The sequence below is a fragment of the Demequina sediminicola genome (genome assembly GCF_000975055.1).
Lineage (GTDB): Bacteria > Actinomycetota > Actinomycetes > Actinomycetales > Demequinaceae > Demequina > Demequina sediminicola.
In genome coordinates this window covers 736,354-755,874 of the sequence record NZ_BBRB01000001.1, presented here as the reverse complement: position 1 = coordinate 755,874, position 19,521 = coordinate 736,354, and the positions used below count along the sequence as shown (strand labels likewise).

Below are 19,521 nucleotides of genomic sequence, written 5' to 3'. Positions count from 1 at the left end.
TGTGCGGCAGGCGTGAGCCGCCACCCATGAACTGAACGCTGGTAGGCTTCCGGCGACGTTTCATTACTGAGCGGCGAAGTGTCACGTCGCACGGACATGACAAATGGGGGGAAACATGGGACCAATCACTGCAGTCAAACGATGCCTTCGGCAGTACGCGACCTTCACAGGCCGCGCGAGCCGAGCCGAGTTTTGGTGGTTCAACGGCATTGTCCTGGTGCTCTTGCTGGCGATCCTCTTCGGTGGAGGAGCTCTTGCCGGGGCGTCGCTCGAGGCTAACGCGACGGTGGAGGATGCCCAGAATGCCGTGTTGACCGTCTTGGTGGTCGGCGCAGTTTTCTCGCTTTCGATGGCACTTCCCACGTATGCCGTCATGTCGCGGCGCCTACGGGATATGAACAGATCGGGGTGGTGGGCAGTTCTTGGGCTCTCCAGCCCCATCGCCGGACTCCTTGGTCTCAGCGGCTGGATCTTTGGCTGGCTGTTTTTGGTTCCGCTGGTCATGGCACTCTCCGCATCGTTTCCGGGAACGAACCGGTTTGGCGACCCGTCCCTCGACGAGCGCTACCGCCCTGCGGTGCGGCGCACGCCTGAGGGGGACCGGCTCCGGCAGCTCGCCCGCGAGGTGAGTGGTGAGGTGGATCCGCTCGACAGGTTGAAGCCGCCGCGTCCGGGTGCCGCCGATCCTGTCGCAGCACCCGACGAGCGCCAGTAGGTCGCCGCGCGCTCGTGTGCGCGTGGGCTCTAGCGCATCGGTTCTAGTGCATCGGTTCTAGTGCATCGGTTCTCGCTCATGGGTGCTATGCCGACGACGGCGCTGGCACAGGTCGCGGCGTGCGCGGCGCCCGTGCGTAGATCAAGCCCACCATGACGTACAGGACCATCACGACGCCCATCACGGTGCGGGAATAGCCGCTGTCGGGCAACGTCAGCCCTGCGACTACCGCTGAGCCGATGAACGCAACGTTGAAAGCCATGTCATACAGCGTGAAGGCCCGGCCCCGATAATCATCGGACGTGTCGCGTTGCACGATGGTGTCCACCGCGATCTTGGCGCCCTGCACCGCAAAGCTCACGATCACGGCAGACGTGAGCAAGGCCCACGGCTCCACGGACACCACCAAGATCAACTGCGCAAGTGCGCCGATCCCGAGGCAGATCAGGATCCACGTTTGCCGTTCGACGCGGGCGCCGATGGTCGGAGTCAGCACGGCAGCGAGCCCAAACCCCACAGCGGCAAAGGCCAGCACAATGGTGAAGGCGCCGAGTGCCTGTTCGGGACGGTCGGGGTCGCCAAGGGCGTGACGCGAAATCAAGATAGATGCCACAAAGAGCATTCCGTACAGCAGGCGCTGTGCCGACATCACTCCGAGCGCGTGGAATGGGGTGCGGCGGGCATAGAGATAACGCACGCCGTCGGCGAGTTCACGACTAAGTGCTTTGACCTGTGCGCCGAGCTGCAACTTCTCCAGCGGATGTTCCGGGCCGAGGTCCGTGCGGCCAATCAGTGTGGCCGCCCACGATGCCAACCCAAACGCGACCGCTGCGGACAAGAGCGCAGTGAACGCGAGGCCCACGTCGCTCGCTCCCGGAGCAAAGAACGTCACGATGCCACCCAGAGCACCTCCGATGGCCGCGGCAATAGTGCCCAACGTAGGAAGCACGGAGTTTGCGGCGAGGAGGTCGTCCGCCGGAACGATGCGCGGCAGACCAGCGGTCATGGCGGCAAGCAAGAAGCGGTTGACCGACAGCGCCAGTAGTGCGAGGACATACAGAGTCCATGTGGGCCAGTTCGCGGCGAGCGCCACACAGATGAGGACCACGAGTGCCAGGCGAATCAGATTGCCCACCAGCAGAATGCGTTGGCGTTGCCACCTATCAATGAGGGGGCCGACGAAGGGGCCAACGATGGTGAAGGGGGCCAGCAGAATGGCGAAGCCCGCAGCGATCGCCTCGGGGGTGGCTGCCGTTGTGGGGTCAAAAAAGAATGCCGCCGCGATTCCCACTTGGAACATTCCGTCGCCGCCTTGGGAGAGCAGTCGCGCATAGGTCAATCGCCGGAAGCCTGGAAGGTGCCACAGGCCCTTGACGTCGCTCACCAAAGACATGTCGCAAGCCTAGGGTGCTGGGGAGGTGTTGCGGTGCGAGACAATAGGGGCCTTATGAGTTTTGCTGAGGCTGCCGTTGCTTGCATGGAGAAGTACGCCACACCACTGGGGCGTGCTCGTCGTGCAGAATTTTGGTGGTTCTTCCTTCTCGTGCAGTTGGTGGTGATTCCACTGCACCTCACGAGTGTGATCCTGATGAACGCTGCGTTCCCCGCCGTGGATTCTTCTGACGAGATGAACTGGATTCTGTTCTACGTGGGCTTTGGGCTCCTCGTGATCGTGACGATGGCGCTCGCCGTCCCCCTCCTCACCGCAATGGTGCGCCGTCTGCATGACAGAGGGCTGAGTGGGCACTTCACATGGCTGGTGTTCATCGGCCTAGGCATCGTGCCCCTCGTGTTGTGCGCGCTTCCCGGCACCACCGGGGAGAACCGGTACGGCGAGGATCCGCGCCTAGCCGCCTAACTCGACCGACTGTGCGGCGCCGGGTGATCCGGCGTGGTGTGACCCGATGCCAGTGGCGTGTTCACGCCGCGCGAACGTCAGTCTTGCCAAGACCAGTGCGGGGTGCTGGCGTAGATGACACAGTGGAGGGATGACTACTCCACAACGCATTGCCATTGTGGGCGGCCACGGCAAGATCGCCCGCCGCCTCATCCCGATCCTTAACTCCCGCGGGCACACGGTCGTCGCAACGGCTCGTAAGGAAGAGCACTTGATCGCCCTCGCCTCATTGGGAGCGACGCCGGTCCGGCTGGACATCGAGGACTCTACGAACGGTGACTTTGCCGACGTCTTCAAGGACTGTGACGCCGTGGTGTTTGCGGCGGGCGGTGGCGCTGACGGCAACATCGAACGTAAGCGCACCGTTGACCTCGAGGGTTCGCTGAAGTCCATTGCAGGGGCCCAGCAGGCGGGTGCTCAGCGTCTAGTGCAGATCTCCGCGATTGGCGTTGACAACCCATTGCCCGATGATGTTGAGCCCGTGTGGAAGGCGTATGTCGAAGCGAAGCGGGATGCTGATGCCGCGCTGCGCGATTCGGACCTGGATTGGACGATCATTCGCCCAGGCGGGCTGACCGACGATGTCCCCACGGGATTGATCCAGGTCGCCGAGACCGTTGAACGCAGCACCATTCCGCGTGCCGATGTGGCGCACGCGGTGGCGGATTGCCTCGATCAGGACTCCACCATCGGCCGTCAGTGGGAACTTGTTGCCGGCGATACGCCGGTCCTGCGAGCGCTTCAGGCCGCCACCGACAACTAACCCCAACCCCCGCCAACTAACCCCCCCCGCCAAATGGCTCCATTTCGCTGTTATGGGGCACCAAGACAGCGAAATGGAGCCATTTCGCACAGGGCGGGAGCGCACAAGGTGGGAGCGCAGAAGGCGGTGAGGGTGCTGAGTGCTGAGAGACAGCGAAGCCCGGGTCACCACCACACGAGTGACCCGGGCTTAACTGTGCGTCAGAGCTGTGGGCTTAGCGCTCCAGGTCGCCGGCGATGAACGCCTCGAGCTGTGCGCGACCCTGGGTGTCTTCCATCTGCACCGGAGGCGACTTCATGAAGTACGTCGATGCGGAGAGGATCGGGCCACCCACGCCACGGTCCTTAGCGATCTTGGCTGCGCGGATCGCGTCAATGATGATTCCCGCCGAGTTGGGGGAGTCCCAGACCTCGAGCTTGTACTCAAGGTTCAAGGGCACCTCACCAAAGGCGCGGCCTTCGAGGCGGACGTAAGCCCACTTGCGGTCATCGAGCCACGCAACGTAGTCCGAAGGGCCGATGTGCACGTCGCGGCCGTCCTTGATGCCAGCCAGGGGGCCAGTCAGGTTCGACGTGACGGCCTGCGTCTTCGAGATCTTCTTGGACTCCAGGCGCTCGCGCTCGAGCATGTTCTTGAAGTCCATGTTGCCGCCGACGTTCAGCTGGTAAGTGCGGTCGAGGACCACGCCGCGCTGTTCGAAGAGCTTGGCCATCACACGGTGCGTGATGGTGGCGCCCACCTGCGACTTGATGTCGTCGCCGACGATGGGAAGGCCAGCGTCCTCAAACTTCTTTGCCCACACGGGGTCCGAGGCGATGAACACAGGCAGCGCGTTGACGAACGCCACGCCGGCGTCGATGGCGCACTGTGCGTAGTGCTTGGCAGCTTCTTCCGAGCCAACGGGGAGGTAGCACACCAGAACGTCGGCTTCGGCGTCCTTCAGGGCCTGAACGATGTCCACGGGAGTCTCGTCGGATTCGACGACGGTCTCCCTGTAGTACTTGCCCAGACCGTCGAGGGTGACACCGCGCTGAACCTGGATGTCAGTCTTGGGGACATCGCAGATCTTGATGGTGTTGTTCTCGGAGGACTCGGTAGCCTCGACGAGCTCCTTGCCAACCTTGAGGGAGTCCACATCGAACGCGGCCACAAACTCGATGTCGGAGATGTGATAGTCACCGAACTGGACGTGCATGAGGCCCGGAACCGACTCGTCGGCCGGCGTGTTCTTGTAGAACTCGACGCCCTGAATGAGCGACGTGGCGCAGTTTCCTACGCCCACAATGGCAACGCGAAGTGAAGCCATGATTTCTCCTTTTACTTGTCTCCCGCGGAAGCGGTGTGGTGATCGGTCCCGCGGGTTGCGGAACGTTCGTCTTCAATAAGCTTGTCCAGCCACTCGACCTCGCGCTCAACGCGTTCAAGGCCGTGTCGCTGGAGTTCAGCGGTGTAGGCGTCCAGGCGATCGCGCTGTCGCGCAAGGCCCTCAGCAACATCTTCGAGGCGCTCGGCTAGCCGAGTGCGGCGCCCTTCCAAAATGCGCAACCGAGTCTCGGAGTCGGTTTTCCCAAAGAGCGAGAAGCGCACATCGAAGGCTTCGTCGTCCCACGATGATGCTCCGGAAGAGGCGAGTTCGCGCGCCAGCCGGTCAGTTCCGGCGTCCGTCAATTGGTACGCGATGCGCGAGCGCTTGGAACCACCGGGCCGTGTGACATCGGTGCTGTTGGAGTCATCGGCGGCGATGTAGCCCGAGGCGACCATGCGCTTCAGGCAGGGGTACAGCGACCCGTAACTCAGGGCACGGAACGGTCCAAGCTCGCCGCTCAGGCGCTTACGGATCTGGTATCCGTGCAGCGGCTGCTCAGCGAGCATGCCAAGGATGGCAAGTGACAGAACGTCAGTCTTTGCCATGAGTGCCTTCCTCGCTCGAGAGATGTGCCCAAAACTCGACCATAGCAGAGCGTTGTATCGCCGCGATACATCGGAAACGAAGATCACGGTACTGTGGAGAATTGCACGCATAGGTCACAAAACTGGGTCGTCAAGCGTTGAAGACGTCATTGGGGGCACAGGCACCGGCCCTGTGCGCGCGGCAACCACCGCACAACCCAGAAACTTTCCTAGGGTAACTATCGTGAGCGACACTTCGAAAACACCGCAGCGCAGGTCGACGCGCGTGCCTACCGGCGCGCAGCCGACCCGATCCTCGACGGGCGTCAATGCGACATCCGCGCCCAAGTCAAAGCCCACCACGGCCGAATGGGGGGCTACCGGCGTGCAGCCAGTACCCGCCGCGAAGTCCGTGGGTGGCTCAGGCGGCGGCAAGGGCGGCTCAGGTGGCTCCGACGACGAGAAAGAACCACGCGGCTGGAAGGGCTGGGTCAAGCGCATCCTGCTGTGGATGCTGATTGCCCTGCTCGCCATCACCATCATCGGCATCGTTGCAGTCGTGATTGTCTACACACGCCTCGAAGTACCCGAGCCTGACGACTTCGCTCAGGCCGAATCATCCGTCTTCTACTACGCAGACGGCGAGACAGAAATGGCCCGCCTAGGAGTCGCCGACCGCGAGTCCGTGGCGATTGACACCCTTCCCGAGTATGTTCCGGACGCCTTCGTGGCTGCCGAAGACCGCACCTTCTACACCAACTCGGGAATCAACATCCCCGGAATGGTGAAGGCACTGTGGGACACCGTCGTGCTCGACAAGCCTCGCGGTGGATCCTCCATCACTCAGCAGTACGTCGAGCGCTACTACGTGGGCGAAACCACCACCTCGATTCCAGGCAAGATCAAGGAAACGCTGCTCGCGCTGAAGATCGACTCGCAACAGTCCAAGGACGAGATCCTTGAGAACTACCTCAACACCATCTACCTAGGCCGCGGTGCCTACGGTATTGAGGCCGCCACTCGCGAGTACTACGACAAGCACGCTTCCGAGTTAACGCTGTCCGAAGCCGCGATGCTCGCCGGCCTCGTCCCCGCACCAAGTGCCTGGGACCCGGCAGTTGACCACGATCAAGCAGAGGTCCGCTGGAACTATGTCCTCGACGGCATGGTCGACGCCGAGTTCATCACCCAGGACGAGCGCGACGATCAAAGGGTGTTCCCCGAGCCAGTCGCTTATGCGCGCGAAGACGTCTTTGGTGGGCCACAGGGCTACATCATTCAAACTGCACTCGATGAGGTAGCCGCAGCGACAGGGATTAGCCGGGACGAGGTGGAGTCGCAGGGCTATCACATCACCACGACAATCATCGCGGACCACCAAGAGGCCGCCGAGGAAGCCGTGGCACAGATGCCCGACGACCACGCAGACAACCTGCAGGTCGCAGCAAGCACCATCGAAGCAGACACCGGCGCCATCACCTCGATGTACGGCGGCGCGGACTACCTTGAACGCCAGCGCAACTCCGTCACGCAAGACGTCGCCCAAGCAGGCTCGACCTTCAAGCCCTTCGCGTTGGTGGGGGCTCTCGAGCGCGGTATCTCGCTCGAATCGCAGTACCTGGGCAACAACGACATGGAGTTCCCCGGGTTCGAGGACCCCGTGCGCAACTTCGGCGGCATCAGCTACGGCGTAGTCGACCTCGTCGAAGCAACCGAGCAGTCCATCAACACGGCCTATGTGGGCCTGTCACAGGACATCGGCCCACAGACCGTGATGGACACCGCAATCACCGCCGGTCTTCCCGAAGACACCCTGGGCCTCGAAGCAAACGCCTCGAACGTCCTCGGAACAGCATCTCCGCGCAACATCGACATGGCGTCCGCATACTCGACCTTCGCCACCGGCGGACTGAGCACGGATCCCTACATTGTCGCGTCGCTGGTCGCACGCGACGGCGAGACTGTCTACAGCCACGAGGTTGACAGTCAGCGCGTCTTCGAAGAGGACGTCATGGCGGACACCACCTACGCGATGCAGCAGGTCGTGAATGGTGGATCGGGAATCACCGCGTCAGAACTTGGCCGACCCCTCGCAGGTAAGACCGGAACATCGAACGACAACAAGTCCGCATGGTTCGTGGGCTTCTCGCCACAGATTGTGGGCGCGGTGTCGATGTACCAAGTGGGTGAAGACGGCTCCACGGAGAGCATCACCACCTTTGGTGGGTATAGCGAGATCACTGGTGGATCTGTCCCCGCATCCGTGTGGACCTGGATGATGGGCCCAATCCTCGAGGACTACCCGGTGGAAGAGTTCCCTGCACGCGCGAACGTAGGAACTGACCAGTTGCTGGAGCCGACGACCTCGCCGTCGCCGACCCCAACGCCTACGCCGACCCCGACGCCCACCGAGACGTCAGAGCCGGACCCGGTACCCACGCCCACGGAGACCGTGGACCCACCGAAGCCGACTCCCACGCCCACCCCAACACCGACGTTGTCGCCAGCGCCAGATGTTTCGGGCGCACCGTCGCCCGCACCGTAGGGGACCTCCGATGACTTTTGGCGGCCTGGCCGCGATTGTGGTCTTTGTCTGCGTGGCGTGGGGATCGCGTCGAGCCCGTCAGCGCCACGGCAAGCGAGCGCTCGGCTGGCCTTGGGCTGCCGCGGCGGTGCTCGTGCTCGGCCCTATCGTCTATACCGGCTACACGCCGCTCGCGACGATCGAATTCGAAGCGGCAGGTTTCTGGGGAGCCGCCGCCATGTGGGTCGCGTTCTTGGCGACGTGGCTATGGATGATGCTGGCCAGCCTGAACGCTTCGGACATGGGAGGACACGTCGCGAATGCGGCGCGCATCGTCCTTGCACTGTGCGGACAGGTGTGGATCATCATCCTGGTAACAACAACGCGAGAAGAGTCAGGTGCGACGCCCGAGCTTCTGGATTCAGCCGCCTATGTGACCCATTGGATGACCGCTGTGCTTGCTGTGGCCAGCATCGTCACTTTGGCGTGTGCCCCCGGGTACCGGTCACCGCTTCTTGCAGCGCAGGCGGCTGCGGACGCAGGGCGGTAGGCCGCGGTAGGCGAGCGCAGGAAGGCTACCGCCGCAGCGCGCGCTTGGCCTTGAGTGCCCAGTGCAACATGCGGTAGCGCAACGGCTTGAGGGCAACGTCCCAGGCGGGATCCACAAACGAAACCTCGCCAAACTGCTGCTTGAACTCGCGCACACCCATCAGCGTGGGCGCGCGATCCGAGCCCACGCCCATGAGGTCGTATTGAGTGACGCCTTCAGCCTTGAGCGCAGTAATGATCTCCCACTTGAGGCGCACGGCCGCGTTCGTGTCACGGGCCTCGGTGTTGCCGGCGGCGTACGTGTCACATCCTGCGTTGTCGTAGACAGTGCTCAACACCCACGAGACAGCGCGGCCCGGGACGAGGTCGCCGTTCTTGCCAGTGTCATGGCGCCGCGCTACCCAGAGGCGGACGTGCTCTCCGAGGGCATCGAGCATCTCTAGGTAGACCGATGCGGGGAAGATCCCGAAGCCATCACGCTCGGCAGTCTCGCGGTAGATCGCGTACAGCTCCTCGAACTTCTCCGGCGTGGTGTCCGACTCCTCGGTCACGGTCATATCCGTGTCCTTGAGCGTGCGGCGCACCTTATAGCGACCACGCTTGGAGAAGCTCGCCAAAATCTTGTGTTCGTCAGGCGTGAGATCCAACACGATGGTGTGGTCGTACGTCACGGTCTGCAGAAGCTCGTGGAGGTCGGAGGCCTCTTCCTTTGCGTGGAGCCGCACAAAAGTCGCCCACGGCGCTTCCCTTCGCAGGTATGCCACGAGTGCTCCGCGAACGGCGCGTTCCCGCGATGCTGTCTGCTCGGTCAACCACACCGGTCCGTGGCGGGCCCACAGATATCGGAACCCGCGCCCCTCGTACGCACTCAACGAGATGACGGCAACAGCATCGTCCCCCGCGTCGATACGCAGCCGCCGCCAGTGTGAACGGCCCTCAACCGCGGCATCGTACGCATCCCATGCAGGCCCCTGCTCAATGGGGACCGGCTCGGATCCAGTGCGGGCGAGTGCGAGAAAGTCATCAGTTGAGATCTCGGTGATGTGGAGGGTGGCAGTCACGTCCACGAGCCTAGACCGCATGGGAGCTAGCGGCCAATGCCTCACCGCGCACTGTGCAGAGTCGCGACCAACGGGGCGCGCCCGTCCATAATGGGGCGCATGGATACGGTTCGGCAGGAACTTGCGCGGCTCACTGGCACGCGTCCCGACGACTGGCACCTGACGTTCAAGGCGCGGTACGGGCTTCAGCAGGTCTACCGGGCACTCGCGGCGGAGCAGAAGAACGGCACCGTCCTGACACAGTCCCTCACGTGCTCGACTGCTGTCGATCCCATTCTGGTTGAAGGTTTGCGGCCGGTGTATGCCGATATTCATGCTGATTCGTGTGCTCTTGACCCCGATGCTTTGACGCTGCCTGATGACGCGGTGGCGCTGACCGTTCAGCACACGTTCGGCATCGTCGATGAGCCTCGATCGCGTGCGCTCGCGGCAGCTGCACGCGGCCGGAACGTGGTGGTCGTGGAGGATTCGGCGCACGCTTTGGGTCGGATGGCGCGGGACGAGCACGGGGTCCCCCTTGCGGATGTGTCGGTCCATTCCTTTGGCGTGGAGAAGGCGCTTCCCACGAAGTTTGGTGGGGCAGTCTGGATCAACCCGGATACTCCCCACACCGAGTTTCGCGACCGTGCCTCCGCTCTGTTGGAAGCGCTTGTAGCACCGTCCGCACGGCTGCAGTTCGCGGCTAAGACGTATCGCACCCAGTTGGGAGTCTTGCGTCGTTTGCCAGGCGCGCTTAGCCGGCCGATGCGTGCCGGGCTCACACGTGCAGGGCTGTTCGAGCCCGCCGTGGCACCGTCGGAGCAGGCCGGCGAACTGGCGCATTCGGACCTCGCGGCCTCAGATTGGGTTCAGGGGCACATGGCGGAGCACCTTCCGCAGCTGGGAACGCTCGAACAGAGCCGGCGCGCCTCGGTTGCGGTTTACCTTGAGACTCTCAGCGACCTGGTTCCTGCAGGTGTCGCGATCGTCGACGCTGACGGTGCACTGCAGCCGCTCATTCGACTTCCGTTGTTGGTCCCCGCAGGAGTTGATGCGGATGCCGTGGTCGCCGACCTTCGCGGCCGTGGCGTGTATGCCGGGTCCTGGTACCGGCCTGCGCTTTTTCCTGGCGCAACCGACCCAAGCAGCTATGGCTATGACCCGAGCGACCCTGCTGTGGCCGTCACTGAAGACGTCATCTCACGCATCGTCAATGTGCCCACGGGACGCGACGCACACGAGACCGCTGCCATCGCAGCGCATGTTCGTGAGGCTATTGATTCATTCCAGCGCGACCGTACTTGAACGTCGAGAGTGCATAGCGAAGGTCGATCCGCATCACCGTGATGAACCGTTTGGCAGTCAGATCTGGATGGTAGCGAAGTGTGTGGGCGGTGCGGCGGCGAGCTGCGGCCTTCACCTGCGGGCGGAGGGCCTTGGGCGTGTAGATGCGGGATACCCATCGCGGCAGGTTGATCCACAGGACGCTGTCCGTCGTCACTAAGTCCCCAGGGTCACGGCCATACACGCGGTCCTCGACGATCGCCGGAACGATGTTGGCGCCGGCCGCCGTCGCGTAGTACGCGGTGGCACCCAGACGCAGGTTGACTTCAAGGACCTTGGAGACACCATCCCGTGGATCCTTCATGACATCGAAGTTGGCCGTGCCCGTATAACCGATGGCGTCGAGCAGCGAGCGGAGGGAAGCAGTGAGGTCGGGGTCGTCGACAGAGATGATCGCGTTGTTGTTACCCACCATCGTGGGGTCGTGGTCAGCCATCACCACCTGTCCTACAGAACACGAACGCATCGTCCCGTTTCGGTCGGAGTAGGTGTTCGCGACACGCATCACCGTCTCGTCGCCAGGAATGAACTCCTGCACCACCATGTCGTCGTCATAGCCACCGGCGTTCACGCGCTTAAGCACGCTGACCAACTCCACAGCATCGTCAACGAGATACACCTTCTCCTTGCCAGCAAAGTGCAAGCGTGGGTAAATGTCGGTGTTGGAAGGCTTCGCAATCACCGGGAAACTGAACGGGAGGTCAGGGATCTCGGGCTCCTCACCCGCACCGGCGGGAGGAACAATGACCGACCGAGGGTGCGGAATCTGGTGCTTCTCACACGTCGCGTAGAAAGCCGACTTGTCGATCAAAGCATCGGCTGTCTCCCTGCTGACCAAAGGCACAATGAAGTGCTCCTCAAGAGCCTCCCTGTGGTCCAACGCGACGTTCGTGTAGTACTCAATCGTCGGAATCAACAACAGCTTGCGGTCAGGAAATTCCTCGGCGACCTTCAACAACGTCGCAACCACGGCATCGGCGCTATCGAAATCGCGGTGCGCCCTCACCCCAACAATCGCTGAATGTGCTGTCTCATGCAGCGCCGCCCGGCCCAAGGCCAAAGACCTCACCCCATAAACCTCATGCAGCGAGCGGGCCACGTTATACGCACCCACTCCCGTACCGAGGAGCACAGGAACAAAATCATCATTGCCGTACATCAAGAGTCACGCCTTTGCTCGAACAGTGTCCCCGGCAGTCTACGGAAGTCCTCCAGCAGCGCCGAGTATGCACAACCCCACACCCGCTAGCGCCGTGTCACTGCGGCGGGGTATCCTGATCTGCGCTCGCCTTCACCTACCTGGGTGAAATCGCGCGCAAGCATCAACCCTCCTGCCACGGAACGTCCGTGGCCGCACAGTCCAAAGGAGGTGGGTTACTCGATGCGTCAGTACGAAATGATGATCATCCTCGATCCAGAGGTGGACGAGCGTACGGTTCAGCCGTCGCTCGACAAGTACCTGAACGTGGTCACGACCGACAAGGGCACCGTCGACAAGCTCGACATCTGGGGCCGCCGTCGTCTGGCTTACCCGATCAAGAAGAAGAACGATGGCGTCTACGCAGTGGTGAACTTCACCGCTGAGACCGCTACCGCTAAGGAGCTCGAGCGTCAGCTGAGCCTCAACGAGAGCATTCTTCGCACCAAGCTGCTGCGCCCTGAGGCCAAGTAGCAACTGATCCCGACTGCAACCAAATACTCACACACGAAACTCAAGGGAATACTCATGGCAGGCGAAACGCCCATCACCGTCGTTGGCAATCTGACCGCTGACCCCGAACTGCGCTTTATTCAGTCCGGTGCCGCGGTCGTTAACTTCACTGTGGCGTCCACGCCGCGCACCTTCGATCGCCAGTCCGGTGATTGGAAGGACGGCGACACCCTGTTCATGCGTTGCTCCTTGTGGCGCGAGGCCGCGGAAAACGTGGCCGAGTCGCTCACGAAGGGAACTCGAGTCATTGTCTCGGGCCGCCTCGTGCAGCGTTCGTTTGAGTCCAATGGTGAAAAGCGCTCCGTCGTTGAGCTGCAGGTCGACGAGGTCGGCCCTTCGCTGCGTTACGCCACCGCCAAGGTGAACCGTACCCAGCGTCAGGGTGGATCCGGCGGCGGCAACAACTTCGGTGGTGGCGCTCCCGCAGGCGGCTCCTCCAACGACCCGTGGGCATCCGCCCCCGCGTCCGACGAGCCCCCGTTCTAAACACTTATTTCCACTTCAGGAGTATTCAATGGCTAAGCCAGACATTCGCAAGCCGCGCAAGAAGGTGAACCCGCTCAAGGCCGCCAAGGTCGACCACGTCGACTACAAGGACACGGCTCTGCTGCGTAAGTTCATCTCCGACCGCGGAAAGATCCGTTCACGTCGCGTGACCGGTGTATCCGTTCAGGAGCAGCGCGAAATCGCGCGCGCGATCAAGGTCGCACGCGAGATGGCGCTTCTTCCCTACGCCGGCTCCGGCCGCTGATCGGGGGTCAGACATGGCAAAGCTCATCCTGACCCACGAGGTCTCAGGCCTCGGCATCGCCGGTGACGTCGTTGACGTCAAGAACGGCTACGCACGCAACTACCTGGTTCCCCGCAAGCTGGCCACCCCGTGGTCCGCAGGTGCAGAGAAGCAGATCGACGCCATGCGTAAGTCGCAGCGCGCCAAGGAGATCGCTTCCGTCGAGGAGGCACAGGCTGCACGCAACACGCTGCAGTCCGCTCCCGTCAAGGTCGAGAAGACTGCCGGCAAGTCCGGTCGCCTCTTCGGTGCCGTGACGCCGGCCGACATCGCAGACGCCATTGGCGACCGCGCGAAGGTCGACAAGCGCCGCATCCACATCGGCCAGCCCATCAAGGCGCTGGGCGAGTACACCGTGGACGTGTCGCTGCACGGAGACATCTCCGCAACTGTCGCCGTTCAGGTGGTAGCAGCGAAGTAACGCTCTTCACGCTCACGAGGCCCGGTTCCCATCATGGGGGCCGGGCCTCGTTGCGTGTTCGGGGAGAGCGGCGTGGCTGGTTCCTCCCGTGTGCCGGCCGGGGCTGCCTCAAGCCATCTCAGCTCACGCCACCCCAGGCCACCCCGTCTCTCGCCACCCCATCCCGGGACAGTTTGAACCAAAGGTGGCCGGGGCGCGCCGTGTGTGCTCGCTCGATTCGGTCCGAGCAGCGGCGCGTCGGGGTGCGAGCCGGTTCGTAGTGTTGAGGCGGGCGTGGTGGAGTGCTTGCCGGTTCGTAGTGTTGAGGCGGGCGTGGGGGTGCATGCCGGTTCGTAGTGCTACGGCGAATGCGCCGCACCCGGAGTGCGACACGCCGATGTGCGACACGCCGGTGACTTTGCTGCGGAGGTTTATCCCCAGGCCAAGGGGGAATATATTGCCTGGTAATAGGCGATTGCTGGGGATGGTTGTGGTGGTATCCACATATCTCTCCACAGGTGAAGTGGGGAGTTGTGCACAGGTCTTCCACCGAAACGCCCATTTCTATCCACGGGTAACACAACGGTGAACTTGTGCCGAGCGGCTCAGGGCCATAACTTGGCGTGTCACACCTGTGAGGGACACTTCGGGTAGGCATCAATCAGGGAGGTTCATCGCGTTCATGTCAGTCGACGAACTCGAAGCATCGTACGGACAAGAGCCGCCGTCGTATGAACGCCTGCCACCCCAAAACCTTGAGGCCGAGCAGTCGGTTCTCGGCTCCATGCTGCTGTCGAAGGACGCGATGGCGGACGTGATTGAAACCGTGCGCGCAGACGATTTCTACAAGCCCGCACACGAGATCGTGTTCGACGTGGCAGTCAAGCTCTACAACGCCGGTGACCCGGTCGATGCACTGACTGTCGGCGCCGAACTGCAGCGCACCAATCAACTCGGACGCGCAGGTGGAGCGGAGTACCTCCACACGCTCATCGCGATGGTGCCGTCCGCGGCATCGGCCGGCTACTACGCACGCCTTGTCCGCGAACAGTCAATCCTCCGCCGTTTGGTTGAGGCGGGCACTCGCATTGCGGGAATGGGCTACGACGGTGACGGCGCTGAGATCGACGCCGTCGTCGATGGTGCTCAGGCCGAGATCTTCGCCGTCACAGAGCGCCGAAGTTCCGCTGACTACCTCTCCATCGGCGACATCATGGAGCAGACGCTCGAGCAGGTCGATGCAGCCTCCAACCGAGACGGGCAGATGCTCGGTGTGCCCACAGGATTCCGTGACCTCGACGAGCTCACGGGCGGCCTCCAGGCCGGCCAGATGATCGTCCTTGCGGCACGGCCCGCAGTAGGTAAGTCGACGCTGGGCCTCGACATTGCGCGCTCCGCCTCGATTCACCACAACAAGGCGTCCGTCATCTTCTCGCTCGAAATGAGCCGCGAAGAAATCACCAAGCGCATGCTGTCCGCCGAGGCAAGCGTGAAGCTCTCCAAGTTGACCAAAGGCCCCATGGGCCCCAACGACTGGGAACGCCTCGCTCACACCGCCGCGCAACTGGCCAAGGCGCCCCTGTTTGTCGACGACTCTCCCAACATGTCGCTCATGGAGATCCGCGCGAAGTGCCGTCGCCTCAAGCAGCAGCATGACCTGCAACTCGTCGTAGTCGACTACCTCCAGCTGATGAGCTCAGGTCGGAAGGTCGAATCGCGTCAGCAAGAGGTCTCTGAGTTTTCTCGCGCGCTCAAGCTTCTCGCGAAAGAAATTGAAGTCCCTGTGATCGCGATCTCGCAGCTGAACCGTGGTGCGGAACAACGCACGGAGAAGAAGCCGATGTTGTCCGACATGCGTGAATCCGGCGCCATTGAGCAGGACGCAGACATCGTGATCTTGCTGCACCGTGAGGATGTGTACGACAAGGAAAACCGGCCTGGCGAAGCGGACTTCATTGTTGCCAAGCACCGCGCCGGCCCCACTGACACGATCGCCGTGGCATTCAAGAAGGACTACGCCCACTTCACGGACATGGCTCCAGACATGTAACAAGATCGCATGCTCGGGCGTTGAGCCCAGTGTGACGAGTCGCTGTGAGCACATTGGTCGAGGCGAGACCCATGCAAAACCCATCCGCGGGGCTGGCAGCAACGAACCCGGAGTGAGCGTCTCGTGACTTCATCGCGATCCGCGTCGTACCGTGAAGACAGCCGCACCTTGATGTGCCCTGACCTGGGAGGACCCCATGACCCGCATCTTTGCAAAGAAGAATCGCTTTGTGACAACTGCCATCGCCGGTGTTGCCGCACTGGCCCTTGCCGGCTGTGCGTCGGACGCCGAGCCCGGTGACGAGATGTCTGCGACCGAGGACGCGATGGAGGCCACGCACGACGCGATGGACTCCAGTGCCGAGGCCTCAGACTCGATGGACGACGCCATGGAGGACGACTCTATGGAAGACGACGCGATGGCCGCCGACGTCCCCGCGGAGCTCGACTTCACCGCGACCACCCTGATGGATGGCGAAGAGTTCGACGGTGCGTCGCTTGCCGGCACTGACGCAATCCTGTGGGCCTGGGCGTCATGGTGCCCCACCTGCCAGGCTGAGTCTCCCGACGTGCGCGCTGCACAGGAGCAGCTTCCTGACGGCGTGACGCTCTATGGCTTGCCGGGTCAGGCTGACGTGGCATCGTCGCAGGGTTTCGTCGAGACCTATGGCCTTGAAGGCTTTGACCACATCTTTGATGAGGACGGCTCGTTGTGGTCCGGCTTTGGCGTTGCCTACCAGCCGGCCTTCGTGTTGATCAATGATGACGGCAGCATTGAGACCATTGGCGGCTCGCTCGACACCGCTGAGATCGTTGAAGCGGCAGAGGCGCTCGCGTCGAAGTAGTCAAGAAGCGCTGGTCGTCAGCGCACACATCTGAGCATGAACACGATGCCGGGATCCGTCAGGGTTCCGGCATCGCTGTGTTGGCGCCCACTTTTACCTGTGCCCACCTTTACCTGTTCCGACCTAGGCCGGTGTTGACCTAAACCTGTGCCGTCCCTGACTTGCGAAGGACTCTCGCCAGCGGGCATGTCGCGGGTCGGTGCCCGAACGGCTGTATCGCGTGGTGGTGTGGGGTGGCAGAGAGCGGCCGCGCCATGTCAGGGACGGTACACAGTGCCGTCCGCAGGCGGCTCGCTACTTGTTGCTCGCGGCTTTGCGGATCGCGTCGAGTGTCCCGCTGTCGGCGGTGCGGATTCCTGTTGCCGGCGAGGTGGCCCCGCCGTTCGGCACGTTGACGGTGGTGGCGGCCTCTGTGGCGCCAGTCTCGCCAGACGGAGAACCGCCGCCGCCGGCAGTCTCCTGCTCGCTTGAGGTGCCATTGCGTTCTGAGCGGCCAGTCACAAAGGCCCAGATGACGGCAATGAGCGCGATGCCAGAGAGAGCGAGGAGCACTGGCGTGCCCCAGGATGACACGGCCTGTGACACTGCGCTTTGGGCGGAGATAGTGGCCTTGAGAACGGGGTCCAAGGTGTGGATCCCGAACTGGGGGAGTACTTCTGCGAGACCAAACACGGTGACGTAGATTCCGGCGGCAATCATGAGCACGCCGCCTACGCGCATGAGTGTGACGGTGTGTTTGCGTAGTCCCGAGGCGAGGCTGGAGCCGACTAGCGCTGCGAGCACCGAGACGAGCACCACTGACGTTCCCATTCCGACGCCGTAGGCGATGAAGGGCGCGACGGCATCGATGGGGCTGGAGGCGTTCAGTGCTTGGGTGACGACCACCAGGAAGAGTCCGATGGTGCAGCTGAGTGACGCGACTGCGAAGGCGACGCCGTATCCGACTTGTGACCAGAAGGTGCGTCGGGGTGCGGCGCCGTTGATGCGGAGTCCAGGCCCGCGCATCTCGCCTTTGACGGTGAGGACGATTCCGAGCCAGATCAGCGCTAGGCCAATGACCACGGTGGCGTAGGAGACGTAGGGCAGGATTTTCGCTTGTAGTGCGAGGTTGACTGCGCCAAAGATGAGGCCAAGCACGAGGAAGAGTGCCAGGAAGCCGATGCTCATTGCTACGCCGAAGCGGATTCCGCGGCGGAGTGCTTGGGCGCGAGTGACGCCGCCCTCGGCGCTTCCGGTGACGATCGCGGTGATGTAGGCGGGGAGTAGCGCGAATCCGCAGGGGTTGAATGCGGCGACGGCGCCTAGTAGGAGTGCGTAGGCAACGGCGGTGGCGTCGAGCATGGATTCTCCTGTGATGCTGGGTGGCGCTGAGGTGTTCGCTGAGAGTGTTCGCTGCGGGGCGGCCGGCGGATGGGTGGGGTGTGCGTGGTTGTGCGTGGCGTGGTGGTTTCAACGGTAATCGCTTGCCGGGGTGTTGTGGCTCTGAGGGGCACATCCCCGTACTCCGATAATGATAACGATTCCCATTTTGTGTTAGTGTCCTGATCGTTCAACCACCTCGCGAACCCAGCATGCGGCCACCCGCCGCTGCCCTCGCCCCACTTGGAAAGGTGGCCCCAGGGCCAACCCTCATGAAGACTCCCACCATTCCCACCGCATCGGCCGTCGGTGTCGCAGCGCTACTCACGCTTGCCGCCTGCGCGCCCGCCGAGAGCGGGTCATCGGCCGCTTCAACCACGAGCCCCACAGCATCGGCCGAATCCCACGACCACGCAGCTAGCGAGTCCGAAGAGCAGGCCGTTCGCACCCCACGCCTTGTCGCTACCTACGACGGGGGAGTGGCGATCATCGACGCGAACAGCCTCGACGTCGTCAGCACCATCGACAAGGATGGCTTCTTGCGCGTTGCGGCAGTAGGGGATGGCCGCCACGCCACCGTCGCGACCGACGGAGGCTGGACAGTGCTTGACGCAGGCACCTGGTCACAAGGGCACGGAGACCACTACCACTACTACACAGCAGAGCCGATGCTGACGGACCTCACCATCGACGCCGAAACCCCGGGACACGTGGTGCCTCACGAAGGCACGACCACGCTGTGGGACGACGCCACTGGACACGCCACCGTCGTGGAGATTTCTGAGTGGACCGACATGGCTGAGCACGCGCACCTGCACCCCATCCGCGAATACACCGCGCCCGAAGCGCACCACGGCGTTGCGGCAGTGACCGAAGACGGACAGATGCTCGTCACCCGCGGCAACGAAGATGAACGCACCGGCGCCATGGTGCTCGCCGCAGACGGCGCCGAGATGGCCGTCAGTGACGAATGCCCCGGCGTTCACGGCGAAACCGGATTCCGGGATGCCGATGACGAGCACTTCTTCATGGTCGGGTGCGAAGACGGCGCCCTCGTATTCCACGGCGACCACGTTCACAAGATTGTCAACGCAGATAGCCCTGGACGCACCGGAAGCCTGTTCTCCAGCGAAGGTAGCTCGGTGGTCCTCGGAGACTTCAACGATGACCCCGACGCAGGTCTAGGCCTGGACCAGATTGCGCTGTACGACGTCGCTAGCGAATCGGTGAGCGTTGTGAAGCCCTTCGGAGACGCCGATGCTCTGTACACGTTCCGCGGTATCCGCCGCGGATCTGACGGCGAGGCGCTCGTGCTGGGCTCCGACGGCGTGCTGCGCACCATTGACCCAGCAACCGGCGAAGTGACGGTCGAGACGGTAGTGATTGATGCGTGGGACGTTCCTGAAGAATGGCAGACCGCACACCCGTCGCTCACCGTTGTTGACGGCATGGCTTATGTCACCGACCCAGCGACCGAGTCGCTCCACATTGTCGACTACGTTGCGGGTGAGGTCTGGAAGTCCGCTGAGGTGGGCGTCGCACTTAACGAGGTGACGGCCGTCACCGGCTAAATGCGGCCCTGACCGCCCTCCCCAAGCACCACTCAAATGGCTCCATCTCGCTGCTTTAAGCACTCATGACAGCG

The 19,521-nt window shown here is 62.8% G+C and carries 19 protein-coding genes; 13 read left to right on the top strand and 6 right to left on the bottom strand.

Features of this window, described 5'->3' with window-relative positions; all coding sequences use genetic code 11:
* Positions 1 to 115 precede the first annotated feature (115 nt).
* On the top strand, positions 116 to 715 hold the full coding sequence (locus AOP79_RS03570; protein ID WP_062070475.1) for a DUF805 domain-containing protein: 600 nt from the start codon (positions 116 to 118) through the stop codon (positions 713 to 715).
* An 85-nt stretch (positions 716 to 800) separates the two neighbouring features.
* Here AOP79_RS03570 and AOP79_RS03565 read toward each other — a convergent pair whose 3' ends face one another.
* Complete coding sequence (locus AOP79_RS03565) at positions 801 to 2,108, bottom strand: MFS transporter (protein ID WP_236683201.1); 1,308 nt, start codon at positions 2,106 to 2,108, stop codon at positions 801 to 803.
* Between the two features lie 54 nt (positions 2,109 to 2,162).
* Here AOP79_RS03565 and AOP79_RS03560 point away from each other — a divergent pair, with 54 nt between their 5' ends.
* Positions 2,163 to 2,573 (top strand): DUF805 domain-containing protein, encoded by a 411-nt coding sequence (locus AOP79_RS03560; RefSeq protein WP_062070473.1) that lies wholly within the window; start codon positions 2,163 to 2,165, stop codon positions 2,571 to 2,573.
* Positions 2,574 to 2,703: 130 nt separating this feature from the next.
* Complete coding sequence (locus AOP79_RS03555; protein WP_062070471.1) at positions 2,704 to 3,375, top strand: SDR family oxidoreductase; 672 nt, start codon at positions 2,704 to 2,706, stop codon at positions 3,373 to 3,375.
* A 214-nt stretch (positions 3,376 to 3,589) separates the two neighbouring features.
* On the opposite strand, the gene AOP79_RS03550 is transcribed toward AOP79_RS03555, so the two are convergent.
* Both AOP79_RS03550 and AOP79_RS03545 read right to left on the bottom strand, forming a co-directional pair.
* Complete coding sequence (locus tag AOP79_RS03550) at positions 3,590 to 4,681, bottom strand: inositol-3-phosphate synthase (protein WP_062070470.1); 1,092 nt, start codon at positions 4,679 to 4,681, stop codon at positions 3,590 to 3,592.
* 11 nt (positions 4,682 to 4,692) lie between these two features.
* Complete coding sequence (locus tag AOP79_RS03545; protein WP_062070469.1) at positions 4,693 to 5,286, bottom strand: PadR family transcriptional regulator; 594 nt, start codon at positions 5,284 to 5,286, stop codon at positions 4,693 to 4,695.
* A 223-nt stretch (positions 5,287 to 5,509) separates the two neighbouring features.
* Here AOP79_RS03545 and AOP79_RS03540 point away from each other — a divergent pair, with 223 nt between their 5' ends.
* Positions 5,510 to 7,810 carry a transglycosylase domain-containing protein gene (locus tag AOP79_RS03540; protein WP_161794216.1) on the top strand — a complete coding sequence of 767 codons (2,301 nt, stop codon included), beginning with the start codon at positions 5,510 to 5,512 and terminating at the stop codon, positions 7,808 to 7,810.
* Between the two features lie 10 nt (positions 7,811 to 7,820).
* The gene (locus AOP79_RS03535) at positions 7,821 to 8,339 is read left to right on the top strand and encodes a hypothetical protein (RefSeq protein ID WP_062070467.1); all 519 of its coding nucleotides are present in this window, start codon (positions 7,821 to 7,823) and stop codon (positions 8,337 to 8,339) included.
* 25 nt (positions 8,340 to 8,364) lie between these two features.
* On the opposite strand, the gene AOP79_RS03530 is transcribed toward AOP79_RS03535, so the two are convergent.
* Positions 8,365 to 9,399: a lipid II:glycine glycyltransferase FemX gene (locus AOP79_RS03530; protein ID WP_161794215.1), complete on the bottom strand. Its 1,035-nt coding sequence runs from the start codon at positions 9,397 to 9,399 to the stop codon at positions 8,365 to 8,367.
* Positions 9,400 to 9,498: 99 nt separating this feature from the next.
* On the opposite strand from AOP79_RS03530, the gene AOP79_RS03525 reads away from it, so the two are divergent.
* A complete protein-coding gene (locus tag AOP79_RS03525) occupies positions 9,499 to 10,683 on the top strand; it encodes a DegT/DnrJ/EryC1/StrS family aminotransferase (protein WP_062070463.1) in 1,185 nt (394 codons plus the stop codon).
* Here AOP79_RS03525 and AOP79_RS03520 read toward each other — a convergent pair.
* Complete coding sequence (locus tag AOP79_RS03520) at positions 10,652 to 11,884, bottom strand: carboxylate--amine ligase (RefSeq protein WP_152647982.1); 1,233 nt, start codon at positions 11,882 to 11,884, stop codon at positions 10,652 to 10,654. The genes AOP79_RS03525 and AOP79_RS03520 overlap by 32 nt on opposite strands.
* Positions 11,885 to 12,103: 219 nt before the next feature.
* On the opposite strand from AOP79_RS03520, the gene rpsF reads away from it, so the two are divergent.
* From rpsF to AOP79_RS03490, 6 genes are all read left to right on the top strand, one after another.
* On the top strand, positions 12,104 to 12,394 hold the full coding sequence (gene rpsF / locus AOP79_RS03515) for a 30S ribosomal protein S6 (protein ID WP_062070459.1): 291 nt from the start codon (positions 12,104 to 12,106) through the stop codon (positions 12,392 to 12,394).
* Between the two features lie 54 nt (positions 12,395 to 12,448).
* Entirely contained in the window at positions 12,449 to 12,919 is a 471-nt protein-coding gene (locus AOP79_RS03510) for a single-stranded DNA-binding protein (protein WP_062070457.1), read from the top strand.
* 28 nt (positions 12,920 to 12,947) lie between these two features.
* The gene (gene rpsR, locus AOP79_RS03505; RefSeq protein ID WP_062070455.1) at positions 12,948 to 13,184 is read left to right on the top strand and encodes a 30S ribosomal protein S18; all 237 of its coding nucleotides are present in this window, start codon (positions 12,948 to 12,950) and stop codon (positions 13,182 to 13,184) included.
* A gap of 13 nt (positions 13,185 to 13,197) precedes the next feature.
* A complete protein-coding gene (gene rplI / locus AOP79_RS03500) occupies positions 13,198 to 13,644 on the top strand; it encodes a 50S ribosomal protein L9 (protein ID WP_062070453.1) in 447 nt (148 codons plus the stop codon).
* 661 nt (positions 13,645 to 14,305) lie between these two features.
* Entirely contained in the window at positions 14,306 to 15,673 is a 1,368-nt protein-coding gene (dnaB, locus tag AOP79_RS03495) for a replicative DNA helicase (protein WP_062070451.1), read from the top strand.
* A 196-nt stretch (positions 15,674 to 15,869) separates the two neighbouring features.
* A complete protein-coding gene (locus tag AOP79_RS03490; protein ID WP_062070449.1) occupies positions 15,870 to 16,517 on the top strand; it encodes a redoxin family protein in 648 nt (215 codons plus the stop codon).
* 294 nt (positions 16,518 to 16,811) lie between these two features.
* Here AOP79_RS03490 and AOP79_RS03485 read toward each other — a convergent pair whose 3' ends face one another.
* Positions 16,812 to 17,858 (bottom strand): cytochrome c biogenesis CcdA family protein, encoded by a 1,047-nt coding sequence (locus AOP79_RS03485; RefSeq protein WP_062070447.1) that lies wholly within the window; start codon positions 17,856 to 17,858, stop codon positions 16,812 to 16,814.
* A 290-nt stretch (positions 17,859 to 18,148) separates the two neighbouring features.
* Between AOP79_RS03485 and AOP79_RS03480 the strand changes: the two genes are divergently transcribed.
* A complete protein-coding gene (locus AOP79_RS03480) occupies positions 18,149 to 19,447 on the top strand; it encodes a hypothetical protein (protein ID WP_062070445.1) in 1,299 nt (432 codons plus the stop codon).
* Positions 19,448 to 19,521 lie beyond the last annotated feature (74 nt).